The 15,630-nt window shown below is 46.4% G+C and carries 20 protein-coding genes; 9 read left to right on the forward strand and 11 right to left on the reverse strand.

The features are described from left to right. The first annotated feature begins 141 nt into the window (after positions 1-141). From ACXN9U_RS09465 to ACXN9U_RS09475, 3 genes are all read left to right on the forward strand, one after another. Complete coding sequence (locus ACXN9U_RS09465; protein ID WP_007409220.1) at positions 142-579, forward strand: HIT family protein; 438 nt, start codon at positions 142-144, stop codon at positions 577-579. Between the two features lie 135 nt (positions 580-714). Next, positions 715-1,794 (forward strand): 3-phosphoserine/phosphohydroxythreonine transaminase, encoded by a 1,080-nt coding sequence (serC, locus tag ACXN9U_RS09470; RefSeq protein ID WP_489201546.1) that lies wholly within the window; start codon positions 715-717, stop codon positions 1,792-1,794. A 119-nt stretch (positions 1,795-1,913) separates the two neighbouring features. Further along, on the forward strand, positions 1,914-2,432 hold the full coding sequence (locus ACXN9U_RS09475; RefSeq protein ID WP_016938343.1) for a tryptophan transporter: 519 nt from the start codon (positions 1,914-1,916) through the stop codon (positions 2,430-2,432). A 57-nt stretch (positions 2,433-2,489) separates the two neighbouring features. Here ACXN9U_RS09475 and yhzF read toward each other — a convergent pair whose 3' ends face one another. Then, positions 2,490-2,681, reverse strand: coding sequence for a membrane protein YhzF (gene yhzF / locus ACXN9U_RS09480; protein ID WP_007409223.1), 192 nt, complete (start codon positions 2,679-2,681; stop codon positions 2,490-2,492). A 118-nt stretch (positions 2,682-2,799) separates the two neighbouring features. Between yhzF and ACXN9U_RS09485 the strand changes: the two genes are divergently transcribed. Then, a complete protein-coding gene (locus tag ACXN9U_RS09485) occupies positions 2,800-3,156 on the forward strand; it encodes a YtxH domain-containing protein (protein WP_007409224.1) in 357 nt (118 codons plus the stop codon). A gap of 179 nt (positions 3,157-3,335) precedes the next feature. Continuing rightward, complete coding sequence (locus ACXN9U_RS09490) at positions 3,336-3,947, forward strand: HTH-type transcriptional regulator Hpr (protein ID WP_489201547.1); 612 nt, start codon at positions 3,336-3,338, stop codon at positions 3,945-3,947. Here the strand turns inward: ACXN9U_RS09490 and ACXN9U_RS09495 are convergent. After that, positions 3,944-4,285 (reverse strand): YhaI family protein, encoded by a 342-nt coding sequence (locus ACXN9U_RS09495; protein WP_003155243.1) that lies wholly within the window; start codon positions 4,283-4,285, stop codon positions 3,944-3,946. The two genes, ACXN9U_RS09490 and ACXN9U_RS09495, sit on opposite strands and share 4 nt — an antisense overlap. A 210-nt stretch (positions 4,286-4,495) precedes the next feature. Between ACXN9U_RS09495 and ACXN9U_RS09500 the strand changes: the two genes are divergently transcribed. Continuing rightward, the gene (locus ACXN9U_RS09500) at positions 4,496-5,026 is read left to right on the forward strand and encodes a DUF3267 domain-containing protein (RefSeq protein WP_489201548.1); all 531 of its coding nucleotides are present in this window, start codon (positions 4,496-4,498) and stop codon (positions 5,024-5,026) included. Between the two features lie 60 nt (positions 5,027-5,086). Beyond that, positions 5,087-5,305 carry a hypothetical protein gene (locus ACXN9U_RS09505; RefSeq protein ID WP_003155245.1) on the forward strand — a complete coding sequence of 73 codons (219 nt, stop codon included), beginning with the start codon at positions 5,087-5,089 and terminating at the stop codon, positions 5,303-5,305. A gap of 54 nt (positions 5,306-5,359) precedes the next feature. On the opposite strand, the gene yhzE2 is transcribed toward ACXN9U_RS09505, so the two are convergent. Beyond that, positions 5,360-5,446, reverse strand: coding sequence for a sporulation protein YhzE2 (yhzE2, locus tag ACXN9U_RS09510; RefSeq protein WP_013351705.1), 87 nt, complete (start codon positions 5,444-5,446; stop codon positions 5,360-5,362). 124 nt (positions 5,447-5,570) lie between these two features. Continuing rightward, positions 5,571-5,657, reverse strand: a complete 87-nt coding sequence (locus ACXN9U_RS09515) for a YjcZ family sporulation protein (RefSeq protein WP_016938346.1) — start codon at positions 5,655-5,657, stop codon at positions 5,571-5,573. Positions 5,658-5,815: 158 nt separating this feature from the next. On the opposite strand from ACXN9U_RS09515, the gene prsA reads away from it, so the two are divergent. After that, positions 5,816-6,673, forward strand: a complete 858-nt coding sequence (gene prsA, locus ACXN9U_RS09520; protein WP_489201549.1) for a peptidylprolyl isomerase PrsA — start codon at positions 5,816-5,818, stop codon at positions 6,671-6,673. Positions 6,674-6,711: 38 nt separating this feature from the next. Here prsA and ACXN9U_RS09525 read toward each other — a convergent pair whose 3' ends face one another. From ACXN9U_RS09525 to ACXN9U_RS09550, 6 genes are all read right to left on the reverse strand, one after another. Continuing rightward, positions 6,712-6,939 (reverse strand): sporulation YhaL family protein, encoded by a 228-nt coding sequence (locus tag ACXN9U_RS09525; RefSeq protein ID WP_489201550.1) that lies wholly within the window; start codon positions 6,937-6,939, stop codon positions 6,712-6,714. 111 nt (positions 6,940-7,050) lie between these two features. Continuing rightward, positions 7,051-7,995, reverse strand: coding sequence for a 3'-5' exoribonuclease YhaM (gene yhaM, locus ACXN9U_RS09530; RefSeq protein ID WP_489201551.1), 945 nt, complete (start codon positions 7,993-7,995; stop codon positions 7,051-7,053). Positions 7,996-8,068: 73 nt separating this feature from the next. After that, entirely contained in the window at positions 8,069-10,954 is a 2,886-nt protein-coding gene (locus tag ACXN9U_RS09535) for an ATP-binding protein (RefSeq protein ID WP_489201552.1), read from the reverse strand. Next, positions 10,951-12,174, reverse strand: coding sequence for a metallophosphoesterase family protein (locus ACXN9U_RS09540; protein ID WP_489201553.1), 1,224 nt, complete (start codon positions 12,172-12,174; stop codon positions 10,951-10,953). Before ACXN9U_RS09540 ends, ACXN9U_RS09535 begins: the two co-directional genes overlap by 4 nt. Positions 12,175-12,284: 110 nt before the next feature. Then, a complete protein-coding gene (locus tag ACXN9U_RS09545) occupies positions 12,285-13,544 on the reverse strand; it encodes an ABC transporter permease (RefSeq protein WP_489201554.1) in 1,260 nt (419 codons plus the stop codon). After that, a complete protein-coding gene (locus ACXN9U_RS09550) occupies positions 13,537-14,433 on the reverse strand; it encodes an ABC transporter ATP-binding protein (protein WP_489201555.1) in 897 nt (298 codons plus the stop codon). The genes ACXN9U_RS09545 and ACXN9U_RS09550 overlap by 8 nt, the downstream gene beginning before the upstream one ends. Positions 14,434-14,538: 105 nt before the next feature. On the opposite strand from ACXN9U_RS09550, the gene ACXN9U_RS09555 reads away from it, so the two are divergent. Continuing rightward, positions 14,539-14,724: a YhzD family protein gene (locus ACXN9U_RS09555; RefSeq protein ID WP_060963165.1), complete on the forward strand. Its 186-nt coding sequence runs from the start codon at positions 14,539-14,541 to the stop codon at positions 14,722-14,724. 24 nt (positions 14,725-14,748) lie between these two features. On the opposite strand, the gene ACXN9U_RS09560 is transcribed toward ACXN9U_RS09555, so the two are convergent. After that, positions 14,749-15,516, reverse strand: a complete 768-nt coding sequence (locus ACXN9U_RS09560) for an enoyl-CoA hydratase (protein ID WP_060963166.1) — start codon at positions 15,514-15,516, stop codon at positions 14,749-14,751. Between the last annotated feature and the right edge of the window lie 114 nt (positions 15,517-15,630).

A 15,630-nucleotide genomic window follows, 5' to 3' on the forward strand; every position in this document is an offset into this window, starting at 1 on the left:
AGGCATATTCAATTTTCTGTGATAAAGCTCGTACTTCTGCATCAGGATGAACGCCAGCCGTTCATCCTGTTTTTTATTTCATCGGGTTTTGTGGTACGATGAGAATATACATATATTTCTTTTCAGGGAGGAAACCCATCTATGCACAAAGCGGACGATTGTATTTTCTGCAAAATCATTGCCGGTGACATTCCGTCTTCAAAAGTATATGAAAACGAACACGTCGTTGCGTTTCTTGATATCAGCCAGGTCACAAAAGGCCACACGCTCGTCATTCCGAAAACACATATCGAAAACGTGTACGAGTTTACGCCTGAGCTTTCTAAAGAATATTTTGAAGCGGTGCCGAAAATCGCGCGCGCCATCCGGGATGAATTCGAGCCGATCGGGCTGAATATTCTCAATAACAACGGTGAAAAAGCGGGCCAATCCGTGTTCCATTTTCACATGCATATCATTCCGCGTTACGGAAAAGGCGACGGATTCGGAGCCGTCTGGAAGACACATGCCGAAGACTATACGCCTGACGATCTTCAGGAGATCGCGTCAACCGTCAGAAAACGGCTTGCCTCATCTTAAGGATGAGGTTTTTTTGCGTCCGAAACATAAAATACATAAAATAATATTTTTTCATATCAAAAAAATCTAAAAATTGTGATAGGATAATTGTATTATTTCTTACACTAAAGCGGAAAACAGGGAGAGATCGTAAAAATGGAACGTACAACGAATTTCAATGCAGGACCCGCAGCCCTTCCACTGGATGTGCTGCAAAAAGCACAGAAAGAATTTATCAACTTCAATGATACCGGCATGTCTGTCATGGAGCTGTCCCACCGGAGCACAGAATATGACGCGGTGCATCAAAAAGCGAAAACCCTTCTGAAAGAACTGATGGATATCCCCGACGATTATGATATTTTATTTCTCCAAGGCGGAGCAAGCCTTCAATTCTCAATGCTGCCGATGAACTTTTTAACGCCGGAGAAGACGGCGCACTTCATTGTGACGGGCGCATGGTCTGAAAAGGCCCTCGCTGAGGCGAAACTGTTCGGAAACACATCCGTCACGGCAACAAGCGCAGATTCAAACCACAACCATATACCGAAAGCGGACCTCTCACAGATAAAAGACGGCGCCTACTTGCATATTACGTCCAACAACACGATTTTCGGAACGCAGTGGAAAGAGTTCCCGAATTCACCGATTCCACTCGCAGCCGACATGTCAAGCGACATCCTGAGCAGAAAATTTGATGTCAAAAAGTTTGATGTCATCTACGGCGGAGCCCAGAAAAACCTCGGGCCGTCCGGCGTTACGGTCGTCATCATGAAAAAATCATGGCTTGAAAACGAAAACGCCAACGTCCCTAAAATTTTGAAATATTCCACCCACACAAAAGCTGATTCACTGTATAATACGCCGCCTACATTTGCGATTTATATGCTGAGCCTCGTCCTCGAATGGCTGGCTGAAAACGGCGGTGTCGAAGCGGCTGAGCGGCGCAACCGGGAAAAGGCGGATGTCCTGTACAACACAATCGATGCAAGCGGCGGATTTTACGCGGGCCATGCCGAAAAAGACAGCCGTTCTCACATGAATATTACATTCACCCTCCGCGACAGCAGTCTGACGAAAAAATTCGTTGAAGAAGCGAAAGCGGCAAAAATGACCGGACTCGCCGGCCACCGCTCAGTCGGAGGCTGCAGGGCGTCTGTTTACAACGCCGTCAGCTTGGCTGATTGTGAAAAACTGGCTCAGTTTATGAGAAAGTTCCAGCAGGAAAACGAATAAATTTCTTCTACCCTGACAGTTCCTTTGATATACTGTTGGCATATCATTTTTCCGGCCATCGCAATAAATGACGAGCATATTATTGGATGGCGAAAAAGCTTAGCAGAGGAGAGCTTAGTATGAAAACAAAAGAATTAGTCATTATGGCCCTGTTTGCGGCAATCGGAGCGGTGCTTCATTCCATTATGCCGCCGGTATTATTCGGAATGAAACCCGACATGATGCTTGTGATGATGTTCATGGGAATTCTGTTATTCCCCCGTGTGCAGAACGTGCTGATGATCGGGATCGTTACGGGAATCATTTCCGCACTCACGACATCTTTTCCGGGGGGACAGCTTCCGAATATCATTGAAAAACCGGTAACGGCGTTTCTGTTTCTCGCGCTGGCGCTTTTGGTGAAAAAAAGCGTGAAAACAGCGGCGGCTGCCGTCATTACGATAGCCGGCACTTTCATCTCCGGTGTGATCTTTCTGGCGCTGGCCCTTTTGATTGTCGGCCTGCCTGGCGGATTCACGGCATTGGTGCTCGCGGTCGTCCTTCCGGCGGCTGCGCTGAACGCGATCGCCATTATCATCATGTATCCGATTGTGCAGACGATCTTAAAACGGTCCAATATGATTGAAACGGCAAAATAGCCGCATACTGAAACCTCTTCCGGCCGGAAGAGGTTTTTTAATGTGTTTCAGCATGTTTCATACGAGAAGTTTTGTGAAAAAGATAAGGAACAATGCGAGGGCGGTTCCTGCTGAGCAGACAATGGCCTTTTGGCGGACGACCCGCTTCGGCGGATAAGAAGCGGCCTGGCCGAGCAGTTTCAGGTAATAAACGGCGCCCGCCGCAAAGACAAGAGCCATACAAGATAAAACAATCATGAAGACAGACAACCTTCTCCCTCCTTTTCCCTTAAAAAATATGCTAAAATAAAGCAAGCTATGTATAGAAGTTTATTCTTCTGAACAAAAATGGTAAAAGCTTATGAGAAAAAAAACGGGGTGATTTCAAATGGCTGACGGACGTTCCCTTTTAACAGGCCTTTTCGTAGGCGGATTGATCGGAGGCGCAGCGGTTTTGCTTTCGGCTCCTTCATCCGGAAAAGAGCTGCGGGGCAAAATCAAAGCGAATTGTAATTCTATTGAGGACACAATCAAACGGTTAAAAAAAGACGGAATGGCGCTGAAAGACCAGCTTGTCCAAACGGCGAAAGAAAGCGCCGAAGTCATTAAAGACGTAGGCGGAGAGCTTCAGACAAGCATTAAAAGGTGGCAGGAGGAAATCAAGCCGCACCAGCAGGATCTCCAAAAGGAAATCGCTGATATTGAAGAGAAAATCAGACAGCTGGAGAAAACCTTACAAAACTAATATCCTATACAACCAAAAAAAGTGCGGACATATTGCGTTCCGCACTTTTTTTTGCGGTTTAAAGCCTTTCACAGCAACGGATCGAGAATTTATTATAAAATTCTTAAATTTTCATCTTTATTAATCTTTATTTTATTGGCATAATAGAGGAAAAGAAAATGTGAAGCAGGTGATCTGTATTGAATCATGTTGAACCGCCTTACGATTTAAAAGAAGCTTTAATCTATACCCAAAAAATGGCGCAGCTGTCCAAAGCGCTGTGGAAATCTATCGAGAAAGACTGGCAGAATTGGCTGAAGCCGTACGATCTTAATATTAATGAACATCATATATTATGGATTGCTTATCAGCTTAAAGGAGCTTCTATTTCGGAAATCGCCAAATTCGGCGTTATGCACGTATCAACTGCATTTAATTTTTCAAAAAAACTTGAAGAACGCGGGTATCTGAATTTTTCCAAGCGGCTGAATGACAAGCGGAACACGTACATTCAGTTAACAGAAGAAGGGGAAAAAGTATTTGAAAGTCTGCTAGAGGAGTTTGACCCGTCGAGAAACGCGGTGTTTAAAGGTTCACAGCCGCTCTACCACTTATTCGGGAAGTTCCCGGAGATGGAAGAATTGACCTGTGTCATCCGCCACATTTACGGGGAAGATTTTATGGAGATATTCGAGAAATCATTGACCAACATAAACAATGATTTTGAAAGTGAAGACGGAAGCCTGAAGAAAAAAACGGGCGGATCGGCTGCCCATGAAACGGCTGAAGAGCTGGAACCGGTCAGCAATTAATCAAAGTGCTTCATAATCTCGATGAATTCTTCCATCAGCGCTGTATAAAGCCCCTGCTCGTACAAAGCAAAAATCGTTTCATGAACATCTAATTTTTCGTTCAGCTGTCCCGCAAAAAGCGCAAGGAGCTTGTCGAACGTCACAAAGCCTTGCGCTTTTTGCGACTCCAGCTCGTCCTCCAATTCGCGGCAGATCCGCCCGACCTCTTCACCTTCCTCTTCGGTCAGCCCTTTTTCAATCATCATCGCATAAAAAGGGTACTTATCCATATCCACCGTTTTCACCAGCAATTGTATGTAATATTCTAACCGCCCGATACGCTGATCCATTGAATCCATCCGTTTCACTTCTTTCTATCTTTAATCTTATTTTAGCTGATAATGAATGGAGAAGAAAGGTTAAACCGTACATTTCCATGTTTCACCGCTCTCTTCTGTTCTTCTCTTTCCAGGTTTATTTTTTTCTTTAAAAAAGGATTGATTTTTTCTCCTGAAGAGAGTAAATTATTTTGAGATTGTATTCCATATTTGTACGGAAGGATGACTCTGATGAATTGCTGGAAAACCATTAATCTGATTAAAGATTATGGTGCGGTTCGTTTATTATTGACTGCTGTAGGTTTTATGATCCTGTTTTTTATATGCAACTTCTTGGCATTCGGGCTGCTTCGTCCGAATATCAGTTTAAGTGACGGGCATGTATTAGCTTTTTGCGTTCTGCTCGTCGTTACTTTATTTGTACATAAAGTCATACATGTCCTGCCGATGTTTTGCAAAAAAAGAAAAAAGGAAATGAAAATGTACTTTTTGCGGATGCCGACATGGAAAGGCATACCGAAAACAACGATGCTGATTTCAACGATCAGCCCGTTTTTATTCATTACGCCGGTGTTATTTTATGCAGGCTTGGCATTTCCGAGACACGCCCATTACTTTTATATGATTTCGAGCATTCATGCGGGCTATTGCCTGCCTGACCTTCTGTTTACGCTGCATCTGGTCAAAGCGCCAAAATCATGTCTGATTGACCAGGAATCCGACGGCTTTGATATTTTAGTAAAAAAAGTGCCGGAGTCCTGATGTCCCGCTGATTTTTCAGCTTACATTCTATCTTTTTCAATAAATATTTGGTAATGTAATATGGGAGCAGTTCAGAGAGAGGGGGAATCTCCCATCATTTTATTCTATTTTATCGTGGCTGCCCTGTTTATTCTTTATTTCATAAACAGGCTCACAAATACATTATGCCTTGTCAGAGAGATTCCTGAAGACCGGCAGGATAAGGTATTCCGTTTTATTAATGTTTCTATTTTAATTTTACTGATCTCTTCGTTCGTCGAGATCTCCTTTACTGTGTAAACAGGCAAAAAAAAGATGGCTGCCGGCGGATTAACGCGGAGCCATCTTTTTTTCTTAGTAAATCCAAGAAGCGCCGATGATGATCAATAAGATGAACAGAACAACCAACAACGCAAAACCGCCTGCAAATACTTCACCCATCTCCAGAAGCACCTCCTACAAAACGTTTTATTTTTCCAATTACATCATATGCAATTCACTTCAGAAACGATTAGGCGCCCGGGTAAGAAAATGGACCGCTTTTGGAAAAAGCGATCCGTTTCGCTTAGCAAATGTAAGCTGCACCTACAATGACAAGCAAAATGAACAATACGACGAGCAGTGCAAAACCGTTTGAATATCCTCCGCCCATGGTTCATTACCTCCTTTTCATGATCAATATATTTGTATGTATCAGGAAAAAGTTTGACTAGACGAATGCCCTTTATTTAAAATCTTTTTACAGAAAGCCACAATATGTTATGATACGCATATGCAATTTAATTTGGATGATTAGGAGTGTTTAAAGGAATGAAGAAAATCGCGATAGCAGCTATTACGGCAACGAGCGTCCTGGCTCTCAGCGCTTGCAGCAGCGGCGACAACGACGTGATCGCCAAGACGGATGCCGGCAATGTAACAAAAGGCGAGCTCTACACGAACATGAAAAAAACCGCGGGCGCAAGTGTGCTGACACAGCTCGTACAAGAAAAAGTATTAGCCAAAAAATACAAAGTATCGGACAAAGACATTGATAACAAGCTGAAAGAGTATAAAACGCAGCTTGGCGATCAGTACAGCGCCCTTAAACAGCAGTACGGCGAAGATTACCTGAAAGATCAGGTGAAATACGAACTGCTTGCCCAAAAAGCGGCGAAAGACAACATCAAAGTGACTGACTCCGACACGAAAGAATATTACGACGGCTTAAAAGGGAAAATCCGCGCGAGCCACATCCTTGTCGCTGACAAAAAGACAGCTGATGAAGTGGAGAAAAAGCTGAAAAAAGGCGAGAAGTTTGAAACGCTTGCGAAAGAATACTCAACCGACAGCTCAAAAGACAACGGCGGCGACCTTGGCTGGTTCGATAAAAAATCAATGGATGAAACATTCAGCAAAGCTGCATTCGGCCTGAAAGTCGGACAAGTCAGCGATCCGGTTAAAACAAAATTCGGTTATCATATCATCAAAAAGACGGAAGAACGCGGCAAATATGATGACATGAAAAAAGAACTGAAAGAAGAAGTTCTTAAACAGAAATTAAACGACAACTCAGCCGTGCAGGCAGCGATTCAAAAAGTCATGAAGAAAGCTGACGTAAAAGTTGAAGACAAAGACTTAAAAGACACGTTTAACACTTCAGCATCAGCATCTTCTCAATCTAAATAAAAAAACTGTGCAGGCTCTCCGTGAGCCGCACAGTTTTTTTATGCGATCGAATGATTGGAATTTTCTTCTTCATCTCCGTTTTCATTTTCGGGCGCCGCCATACGGCGCTCGCGTTCCTGCTCCATCCGTTCAATATACACTCTTCCTTCTTTTTCAATAAACGACTGGTCAAGCTTTTCCTCTTCTTTAGCTGTCGTAAAAAGCTTATAAGCGCTGAAAATAATCCCGATAATGCAAAGGTATACCCACCAAGGAAAAAATAGCACGTTGTTTCCTCCCTTTTTACCCAAAGTCTTTATTTTAAGCTATGCCTGATAAAGACAAGTTATGAGAGCTGAACGTAAAAAAGACCGATCTAAAGGATCGGCCTTTTTTTCTTATTGATGGAAAGTCGGTTTGTAGAAAGAACGGTTTTCAAGCGCAAATACACGCTCGGTGTATTCGCCCGGCTTCACCCGTTCAAGCGCTCTGTCCATCATGATCATTTTTGCATCCAGATTGTCAATGTAGTGCAGAATTTCCGCTTCTTTCACCATCGGCGGTTTCGGGCTTCCCCATTCCGCTTTTCCGTGATGGCTTAAAATCAAATGCTTCAGAATCAGCACTTCTTCAGCGTCAATCTGAAGCTCTTCGGCTGCTTTTGAAAGCTCTGTCACCATGATTGAAATGTGTCCCAGCAGATTCCCTTCCACGGTGTATGTTGTGGAAACAGGGCCTGAAAGCTCTTTTACTTTGCCGAGATCATGCAGGATGACTCCCGCATACAGTAAATCCCGATCAAGAGACGGATACAGATCGGCAATCGCTTTTGCCAGGTTCAGCATCGACACAACATGATACGCAAGCCCTGAGACGAACTCATGGTGGTTTTTAGCAGCCGCCGGGTAATCCATAAACTCAGCGGCATATTTTTTGACCAGATGTCTCGTGATCCGCTGGATGTTTGGATTTTTCATTTCAAAAATGTATTGAGTGACGGTCTCCATCATTTCATCTTTCGGAATCGGCGCCGTTTCCAGAAAATCATCAATGCTGACATTTTCATTTTCGCCGGCCGGCCGGATGTTTCTGAGCTTAAGCTGGTTTCGTCCGCGATAGTGATGTACATCTCCGATTACCTTCACGATCGTCTGCGCCGCGTATGTTGCTTCATCAGTCGGCTTGGCATCCCACAGCTTCGCTTCGATATCCCCCGATTGGTCCTGCAGCATTAACGTCAGAAATGGTTTTCCGTTGCTTGCGATTCCTTTAGTCGAAGATTTAATCAGAAAGTATTGATCGACCTGCTCGCCGACCTCGTGCAGCATAATACCTTTTGCCATTCTATTAAAAGCTCCCTCCATATCTTACATAATACCAGTATAGCACATACCTCTTTTTTGAAAATAAACTCTTTTATGACAGGAGCCGCATGACTTGTCCGTTGTGAAATGACCGGCTCACATGCTCATGGCAGGTGAAATAAAGTATCTGCCGCCCGCCTTCTGTAAGCTGATTCAGCACATCAAACAGCCGCTCCAGCCGCTGCCTGTCAAAATGAACAAAACTGTCATCGAGTAAAAACGGCAGTGATACCGCAGATTCCCGTTCTGACGCAAGGGCAAAACGGATCGCCGCGTAAAGCTGCTCGCATGCCGCCTGTGACAGCTCGCTTGCAGAAAAAACCGTACCGTCTTTCTGCATGACCATAATGGAATCATCGGCCTCTGAGAAATACAATTTGTGATAGCGTCCGTCCGTAAGCGGTCCGTACAATGCGCCGGCGGTTTCTAACAGACGGGGAAGCGTCACCTTTTTATGCCGCTCCATTTTTTCTCTGATCACATGTCTGACCGTCTGCAATGCGGCCCACTCTTTAGCTGTTTTTTTAACGCGTTCCTTCTGCATTTCCGTCTGCTGTTTTAAATCGGACACAAGCCCCGAGGACTCCAGCTGCTCTTGCTTCACCGTTAATAAAGCGATCTGCTCACGGAGATGCGCGCTTTTTTCCTCGAGTGTTTCTTTCTCTTTTTCCTTCTGAGCGAGTGTATGTTCAAGTTGGGTCACTGTACGGCTCATGTACGGCGCCAGCTGTTTTTGGCCTATGCCGGACAAGTGCGTATCGATTTCGCGCAGCTGCCTCTCTGTTTCCCGGCGGTTTTCATTCAGCCTGGCGAGCTCACAGAAGTGTCCGCGGTTTTTTGCGCCTGCCGCCATAAAAAGCTGTTTTACCTGCTGTTCGTAGTAATGAACTTCTTCGTTTAATTCGCGCATTTGCTCTTGGGCATGCAGCAGATCCGTTTCGAGAGCCTGCTTTCGTTTTGCGTCCTCACGGGCCCGTTCCGCCTGCGCCAGCAAAGAACGCAATCTTTCTTTTACGGACAGCTCCCGGCCGTCTGAAGGACTCAGCTTTTTGACCCGTTCCTCAAATGATCTTTGCAGTTTTTGGAGCCGGCCCGCTTCAATGGTCAGTTCATGCTTGTTAAGAATTTCTTTTTTGACATCTTTCATCACATGATATGCGTCAAGAAGATGGGACGGGCTGCCCGAAAACCCCAGTTCCTTCATAAAATGTTCCGCCTGTTTTTCAGACGGCGCCATTTCGGCCTCCCATTCTTCATATTGGCGGATGACTCTTTCATATGCCGCTTCTTTCTGTTCAAGCACGGCTTGGTCCGCAATCAGCTGCTGGCGGTGCCGGCCGTCACGCCAAAGCTCTTCCTGCAGAATGTCAGCCTCTTCTTTTGAGATCGGCGGCTGCTGCTTTTTGTGATGGGCACCTCTTCTTTCTGACGGCAGCGGCTTCTGTATGCCAGACAGCATATACAGCATCAAAGCGCCGGTAAAAAGGGCGGCGGGCAGCCATTCCTTTAACACAGCGAAAATCGCAATGAACACAATGCCCGCACCGAGAAAGAGCTTTTTTTGTTTGGCGCGCTGTTTTTCCAGCTGCTGAACATGCGCCTGCCATTCGTTTCCTTCAGTATCAGCCATTTGCTTATATGATTGTAAAGCGGCTTCTTTTTCTTGCCTGACGGCGGGAGCCAAGATGTTTTCCGCCGTTACGGCATGCTTTCGTTCGGCGTCTTCCAGCTCCAGACGCGCTTGTTCGAAAATCGCATCAAGCTGTTTTTTTCTTTCTCTTGCCTGTCCGGCGCTCTGCACGGCTTCTTGCAGCCGCCATTCATATTCATAATCGGTGTTCAGCGAAAGAATGCCGTCTTCCTCATGCCTGCCGCCGAGCTGCTGTAACCCTGAAGAAACTCGGGCCGATATCTGCCTGATTTGTGATTGGATGGCGGCAAGCTGTTCGCCGCGTGATTCGTACATATGCTGCTCGCCCGAAAGCTCCTGCAGCTGCCGTTCTTTTTGCAGCAGGTCCTCATTTGGCGCGAGCAGCTCAGCCTGCCGCCTGATTTCAGCCGTTTTTGCCCGAAGCCCCTCAAGCCGGGCCGCTTTCGGATGGAGATGCGATTCGTATTTTTCGAGCTGATGCATTCCATCCTTCGGGAATTGCTCCAATGCTTCCGGATAAGAAGAAAGTTCGCCTTCCAACGCTGTTTTTTTGTCTGCAAGCGGCTTTGCTTCTATCGCAGCTTTTACTGTTTTGATTTCTTCAGTTACATCTTTCAATTGTGCTTCGGCATCCTGCAGACGGCCGCCGGCGCTTTTTTTCTCTTCCAGAAGGCTGTGATAGTCCGCTTCCGCAGCTTCCGCCTGTTTCAGCCGGGCGCTGAGCCGCTTTAACGTATCTAATTCCTGATTTAAACGGGGGTTCCGTCCGTTCGGCTTATACATTCTGTCGAGCTCTTTCGCCAGTCTGCCGTCAAGCTTTGCCGCCGCTTCAGATCCGAATAAGCTGGAAAACAGGAGAAACTCGCCGATTTTGTCCCGGTTAAAGGCTTGAATCTCCTGCAGTCCGAATACATCAAACGAATAGATTGCTTCGTACAGCGCCCGATCCGTACCGAAAAGCAGCTGTTTGAGCCATTCTCCGTCCTTGATTTCACCTGAAGGCAAATACACTCTGACTTTTTCGGTAGCGCCTTTTGTGCGTTCAATTTTAACAGCGCCGTAATCGTTATGCTTCAGTTCCACAACGCCGCCGTACACCCCGCCGTTTTTCGGTTCGTATTTTTTTGATTTCGGAAAACCGAACAGTACGCTTTTGATAAAGGACATCAATGTCGTTTTGCCCGCTTCGTTTAAGCCGTAAATCACTTGGACGGGCGAATCTGACAGCTGGAAGCTTCGATTGGAAAATTTCCCGTACTGGTAAATCAGCATCTTCGTTATTTTCATCGCTGAAGCTCCTTCAGCTGGCGCTTTAAAACGGCTTGAGCCTGCCGTTTAATGTCCAGTATCTCTTCATCTGTAAATAAAGTCATCTGCCGCCGGTATACGGGATGACGCTCGAGCGCTTCGAATACACCATTCATGTCCGCGCATTGTTCTATGTCCTGAAGAAGCCCTTTAAAAAACGGGTCCGGCGGCACGGTGTCTGTTTCATCCGTCCGATCCTCAATCGCAAGCGGCCAGATGAAACATTCCTCTTCAGCCTCTTCCTCCTGTAAAGCGGAAAGAAGCTCCTCCGCAATGCCTGCGGGCGCCTCCGCCCAAAAGCGGGGCGCCTCGCCGCGGAGCACCAGTCTGACACATGCCGGGCGGCCCGCGGCACGCAAGCCGGTGAACATATCCGATGCCGTTTTCATCAGTGAGGTCATATGCTCGGCTTTGGAAATATCAAGATCAATTTCCTCCCATAAGACATCGTGCGCTTCTTTGAATTCCCAAGACATCTCACCGTCTGCCGCCCGGACGAGATAATATCCCTTAGGCCCGGTTTCTTTTAAATGGCGGGCCTGAATATTTCCTGGATAAATGGCGGCGGGATGCTGAGCGGACAGAACCTGCCGCTTATGAATGTGTCCGAGCGCCCAATAATCCATGCCGCTTTTTTCAAGGTCTTCTTTCGTAAACGGACAGTACGGGTCATGTCCCTCCGCTCCTGATAACATGCCGTGGAGCATGCCGATATGATAAGGCGCGCCGGTCATTTTCCGGTAACGGGCTGCCTGATTGTCCGTTACGCTTCTTTCCTGATAGCTGCATCCGTATATGCTTGCCGCGAGCTCTCCGTTTTTAAAGAAGGATTTTTCCTCCGGTGTATCCGAAGTGAAGATATGTACATTTTCCGGCCATTCAATCGGTGTCCACTCACCGCCCAAATGATCATGGTTGCCGAATATGACGAACACTTGGATATCCGCTTCCTGTAATCTGGTAAACTGCTTTCTCAAAAACAGCTGGGCTTTTAAACTTCTGTTGGCTTCATCAAACAGATCTCCCGAAAGCAGCATGAAATCTGCCTGCTCCCGGAGCGCCCCGTCGGTAAGACGGCGGACGCTGTGAAATGTGCTTTCTTTAATACGCGCATATACCGGTTCAGGCAGATGCGAAATGCCGTAAAACGGGCTGTCCAGATGCAGGTCAGCGGCATGAATAAACGTCAGATCAGCCATCTCGCCCTCCCCTTTCTGTAGGTTGAATTACCCTTATTCTAGCATCGTTTTCATGCGAATGCACGTTCTGCACGATAAAAAAACAGCCCGGCTGTCCCGGGCTGTTTCACTTATTTTTTGGAGATGCGCAGCGCTTGTTTGATCGCTTTGAATCCGCCGGCATTTCCGTAAATCAAAACGCCGCCTTTGTAAATTTTCGCGCCGACCGCTGCAAAGATCACGATAGTGACCAGTGTCAGGGCGATTCCGGCCGCCGCCTGCCAAAACGGGATATCGAGCATCCCCACGCGTAAAAACATAATCATCGGCGTGAAAAACGGAATGTAAGATGTAACGGTAATAAAACCCGCATCAGGATTGCCAAGTCCGAACATGGCGATCATAAAACCTGCCACGATTAAAAATACCATCGGCTGAATCGTCTGCTGAACGTCCTCTATCCGGCTGACAACACTGCCGAGAAACGCGGCAAGCGTCGCGTAAAGAAAATAGCCGAGCAGATAGAAAATGACGGCATAGACAATCGTCGAGACGGGAACATCCGTAAAATTGAGAAATGCACTGATCGGCGACGACTCATCATTTTGAGGGTTCAGCTTCAGTGAGAGAAAACCCGCCGCAAGCAGCACCGCAAACTGTGTGATCCCGACAAGCGCGATACCGAACAGTTTAGCAAACATCTGCTGAATCGGCGGCATGCTTGAAATTAAAATTTCCATGACCCGTGACGATTTTTCCGTCGCCACTTCCATCGCAATCATACTTGCGTACATGATAACCGAGAAGTAGATGACAAACAGCATGATGTATACAAGCCCCATCACCTGACCGAGCTCTTCCTCAGATTTTGCCCCTTTTTCCAGCGCGTCTTTGCTGACTTCAGGCGGAGTATAGAGGCTGCTGACTTTTTCTGCCGAAATGCCGAGCTTGGCGGTTTCAACAGCGGTTTTTGTTTGGGTTAAAGCCTGCTTGAGAAGTTTATACGCTGATTCATCAGAAATGGTCAGCGCCTTGTAGGCTCCTGTTATCGTTCCTTTTTGATCTTGTCTGATGATAAAAAGCCCGTCCCATTCACCGTCTTTGACACGCTTTACGGCATCTTTTTCGGACTCCTTCGTCTCCATCGCCTGCAGATCATTGTCTGTATCTGCCGCTTTAAGCTGTTTTGCAAACGCCGGGTACAGCCCGCCCGTTTCATCAATCACCGCGATCTGCTGCTTGCCGTCATCCGATTGAAACACGGAAATAATCGATTGCAGGTTGGTCACCGCTAATACTAATAACACGGTAATGGCGGTCGAAATAATGAATGACTTTGTCGAGATTTTGTTTTTATATGTATGAAACAGCATAATCCAGAATTTATTCATAAACGGCCCCCACCTTTTCTATAAAAATATCATGCAGTGACGGCTCTTCTAATTCAAACTTCCGTATAAAACCTTTCCCTTGCAGCGCCCGGAAAATATCCTGGGAAACCGGTTCATTCGCGACCTGCAATCTGATCCCGTCATTTGTTTCCTTCCATTTCACGACACCTTCATGCGTTTTTAAAAAGCTGAGATCATCATCTGAATGAACGGTGACATTTTTTTTGCCGAAAGACCGCTTAATGTCTTTCAGATTGCCTTGAACGACGGGTTTTCCCTTCTGGAGAATGCACAAATTCTCGCAAAGCTCTTCTACATGCTCCATTCGGTGGCTTGAAAAAACGATGGAAACGCCGCTGTTTTTCAAAGAAATAACCGCTTCTTTCAGCAGTTCGACATTCACCGGATCAAGACCGCTGAAAGGCTCATCGAGAATCAGCAGTTCAGGCTTATGCAGGACGGCGGAAATAAACTGGATTTTTTGCTGGTTTCCTTTTGACAGCTCTTCGACTTTCTTATTCTTGTAATCTGTAATGCCGAACCGCTCGAGCCATGTCATGAGCTCTTTTTCCGCCTCTTTTTTGCTCATTCCTTTTAATCTCGCAAGATAGACAAGCTGGTCACTGACCTTCACTTTCGGATACAGCCCCCGCTCTTCCGGGAGATAGCCGATTTTTTCGCTAATAGAATAATTGACCGGCTTCCCTTTCCAGCTGATCTGCCCGTCAGTCAGGCTTAAAAGCCCCAAAATCATCCGAAAGGTTGTCGTTTTTCCCGCGCCGTTTGCGCCGAGGAGCCCGAACATTTCCCTTTCAGGTATTTGCAGGTTCAAATTGTCAACAGCGGTAAAGCTGCCGAATCTTTTCGTTACGTTTTCAATTGTAAGCACGAATCCAACTCCTTCCTTGACCCATTATATACTAATAATGGGTAAAAATTAATGGAGGATTTTAAATTCTTTATGAGAATATCATTCTATAAAGGAGGTGACGTGATGGGACAATATGTATTGACTGCATTCCATGCGTCGGGAGAAACACTGCTGGATGAACGGATCGAAGCAGACAACGAGGCGGAGGCAAAGGCTGCCGGAGAGGCTTTGTTAAAGGAAAAAAAGTTCGAGAACACTACTCATCGTTTGGTAAATGAAGCCGGAAAGCTGATTTTATTCCACAGATAACAGAAGCTTTCCGGCTTCTGTATGTTACCGGTTAAATTGCGGCGTCCGTTTTTCTAAAAAGGCGCGGATGCCCTCTTTATGATCATCCGTTTTTCTCATATTTTCCTGGGCCTTTCGTTCAAGAGACAAAACGTCTTTTAACCGGCTGATATGAAGGCTTTGATAAATAGCCTTCGTTTCAATCATTGCTGCCAGCGGCGCATGTAACAACCGGTCGATATACGGCTTTGCCCCTGCCGCAGGGCCGCCGCTGAACAGCCCGTCGGCAAGCTTGAGCTCCACCGCTTTTTCAGCCGGCAATTTTTCGCCGCTCCAAATCAGTTTTTTCGCTTCAATCTCACCGACGCGTCTCATTAATAAATAATGGCCTCCTCCGTCGGGAACCAGTCCGATGCCGATGAAATTCATCGCGAGGCGGGCGTTTTCTTCGGCGAGAACCACGTCGGCACACAGCGCGAAACTCAGCCCGAGCCCCGCCGCGGCTCCGTGGATGGCGGCTATCACAATTTTTTTCATATCATAGAGCGTCAGTGTAATGGATTCGATCATTTTCATGAGCCGTTCATATTCTTCTGGATCATGATTCGATGTCATCATCTGAATATCACCGCCCGCGGAAAATCCCCTGCCTTCCCCCCGCAAAAGGACGATAAGCGCCTCGCTGTCAGCTGCCATCACGCATGCATTCTCCAATTCCCGGAGCATTTGTTCATTGAGCGCATTGTAACTGCCAGGCCGGTTCAGCACAATCTCTGCCATCTTTCCCTTTTCTTCATATCGAATATACTGCATGTTTACACCCTCCTTGTATCCGCTTACATATTTTGTTCAAATGATATATTCCTTCCGCCGAAGCGAAACTCCTTTATTTTTCAAGGTCAACAGATACCGAAAAATGCATATCAT

The organism is Bacillus sp. BACIII (assembly GCF_057836745.1).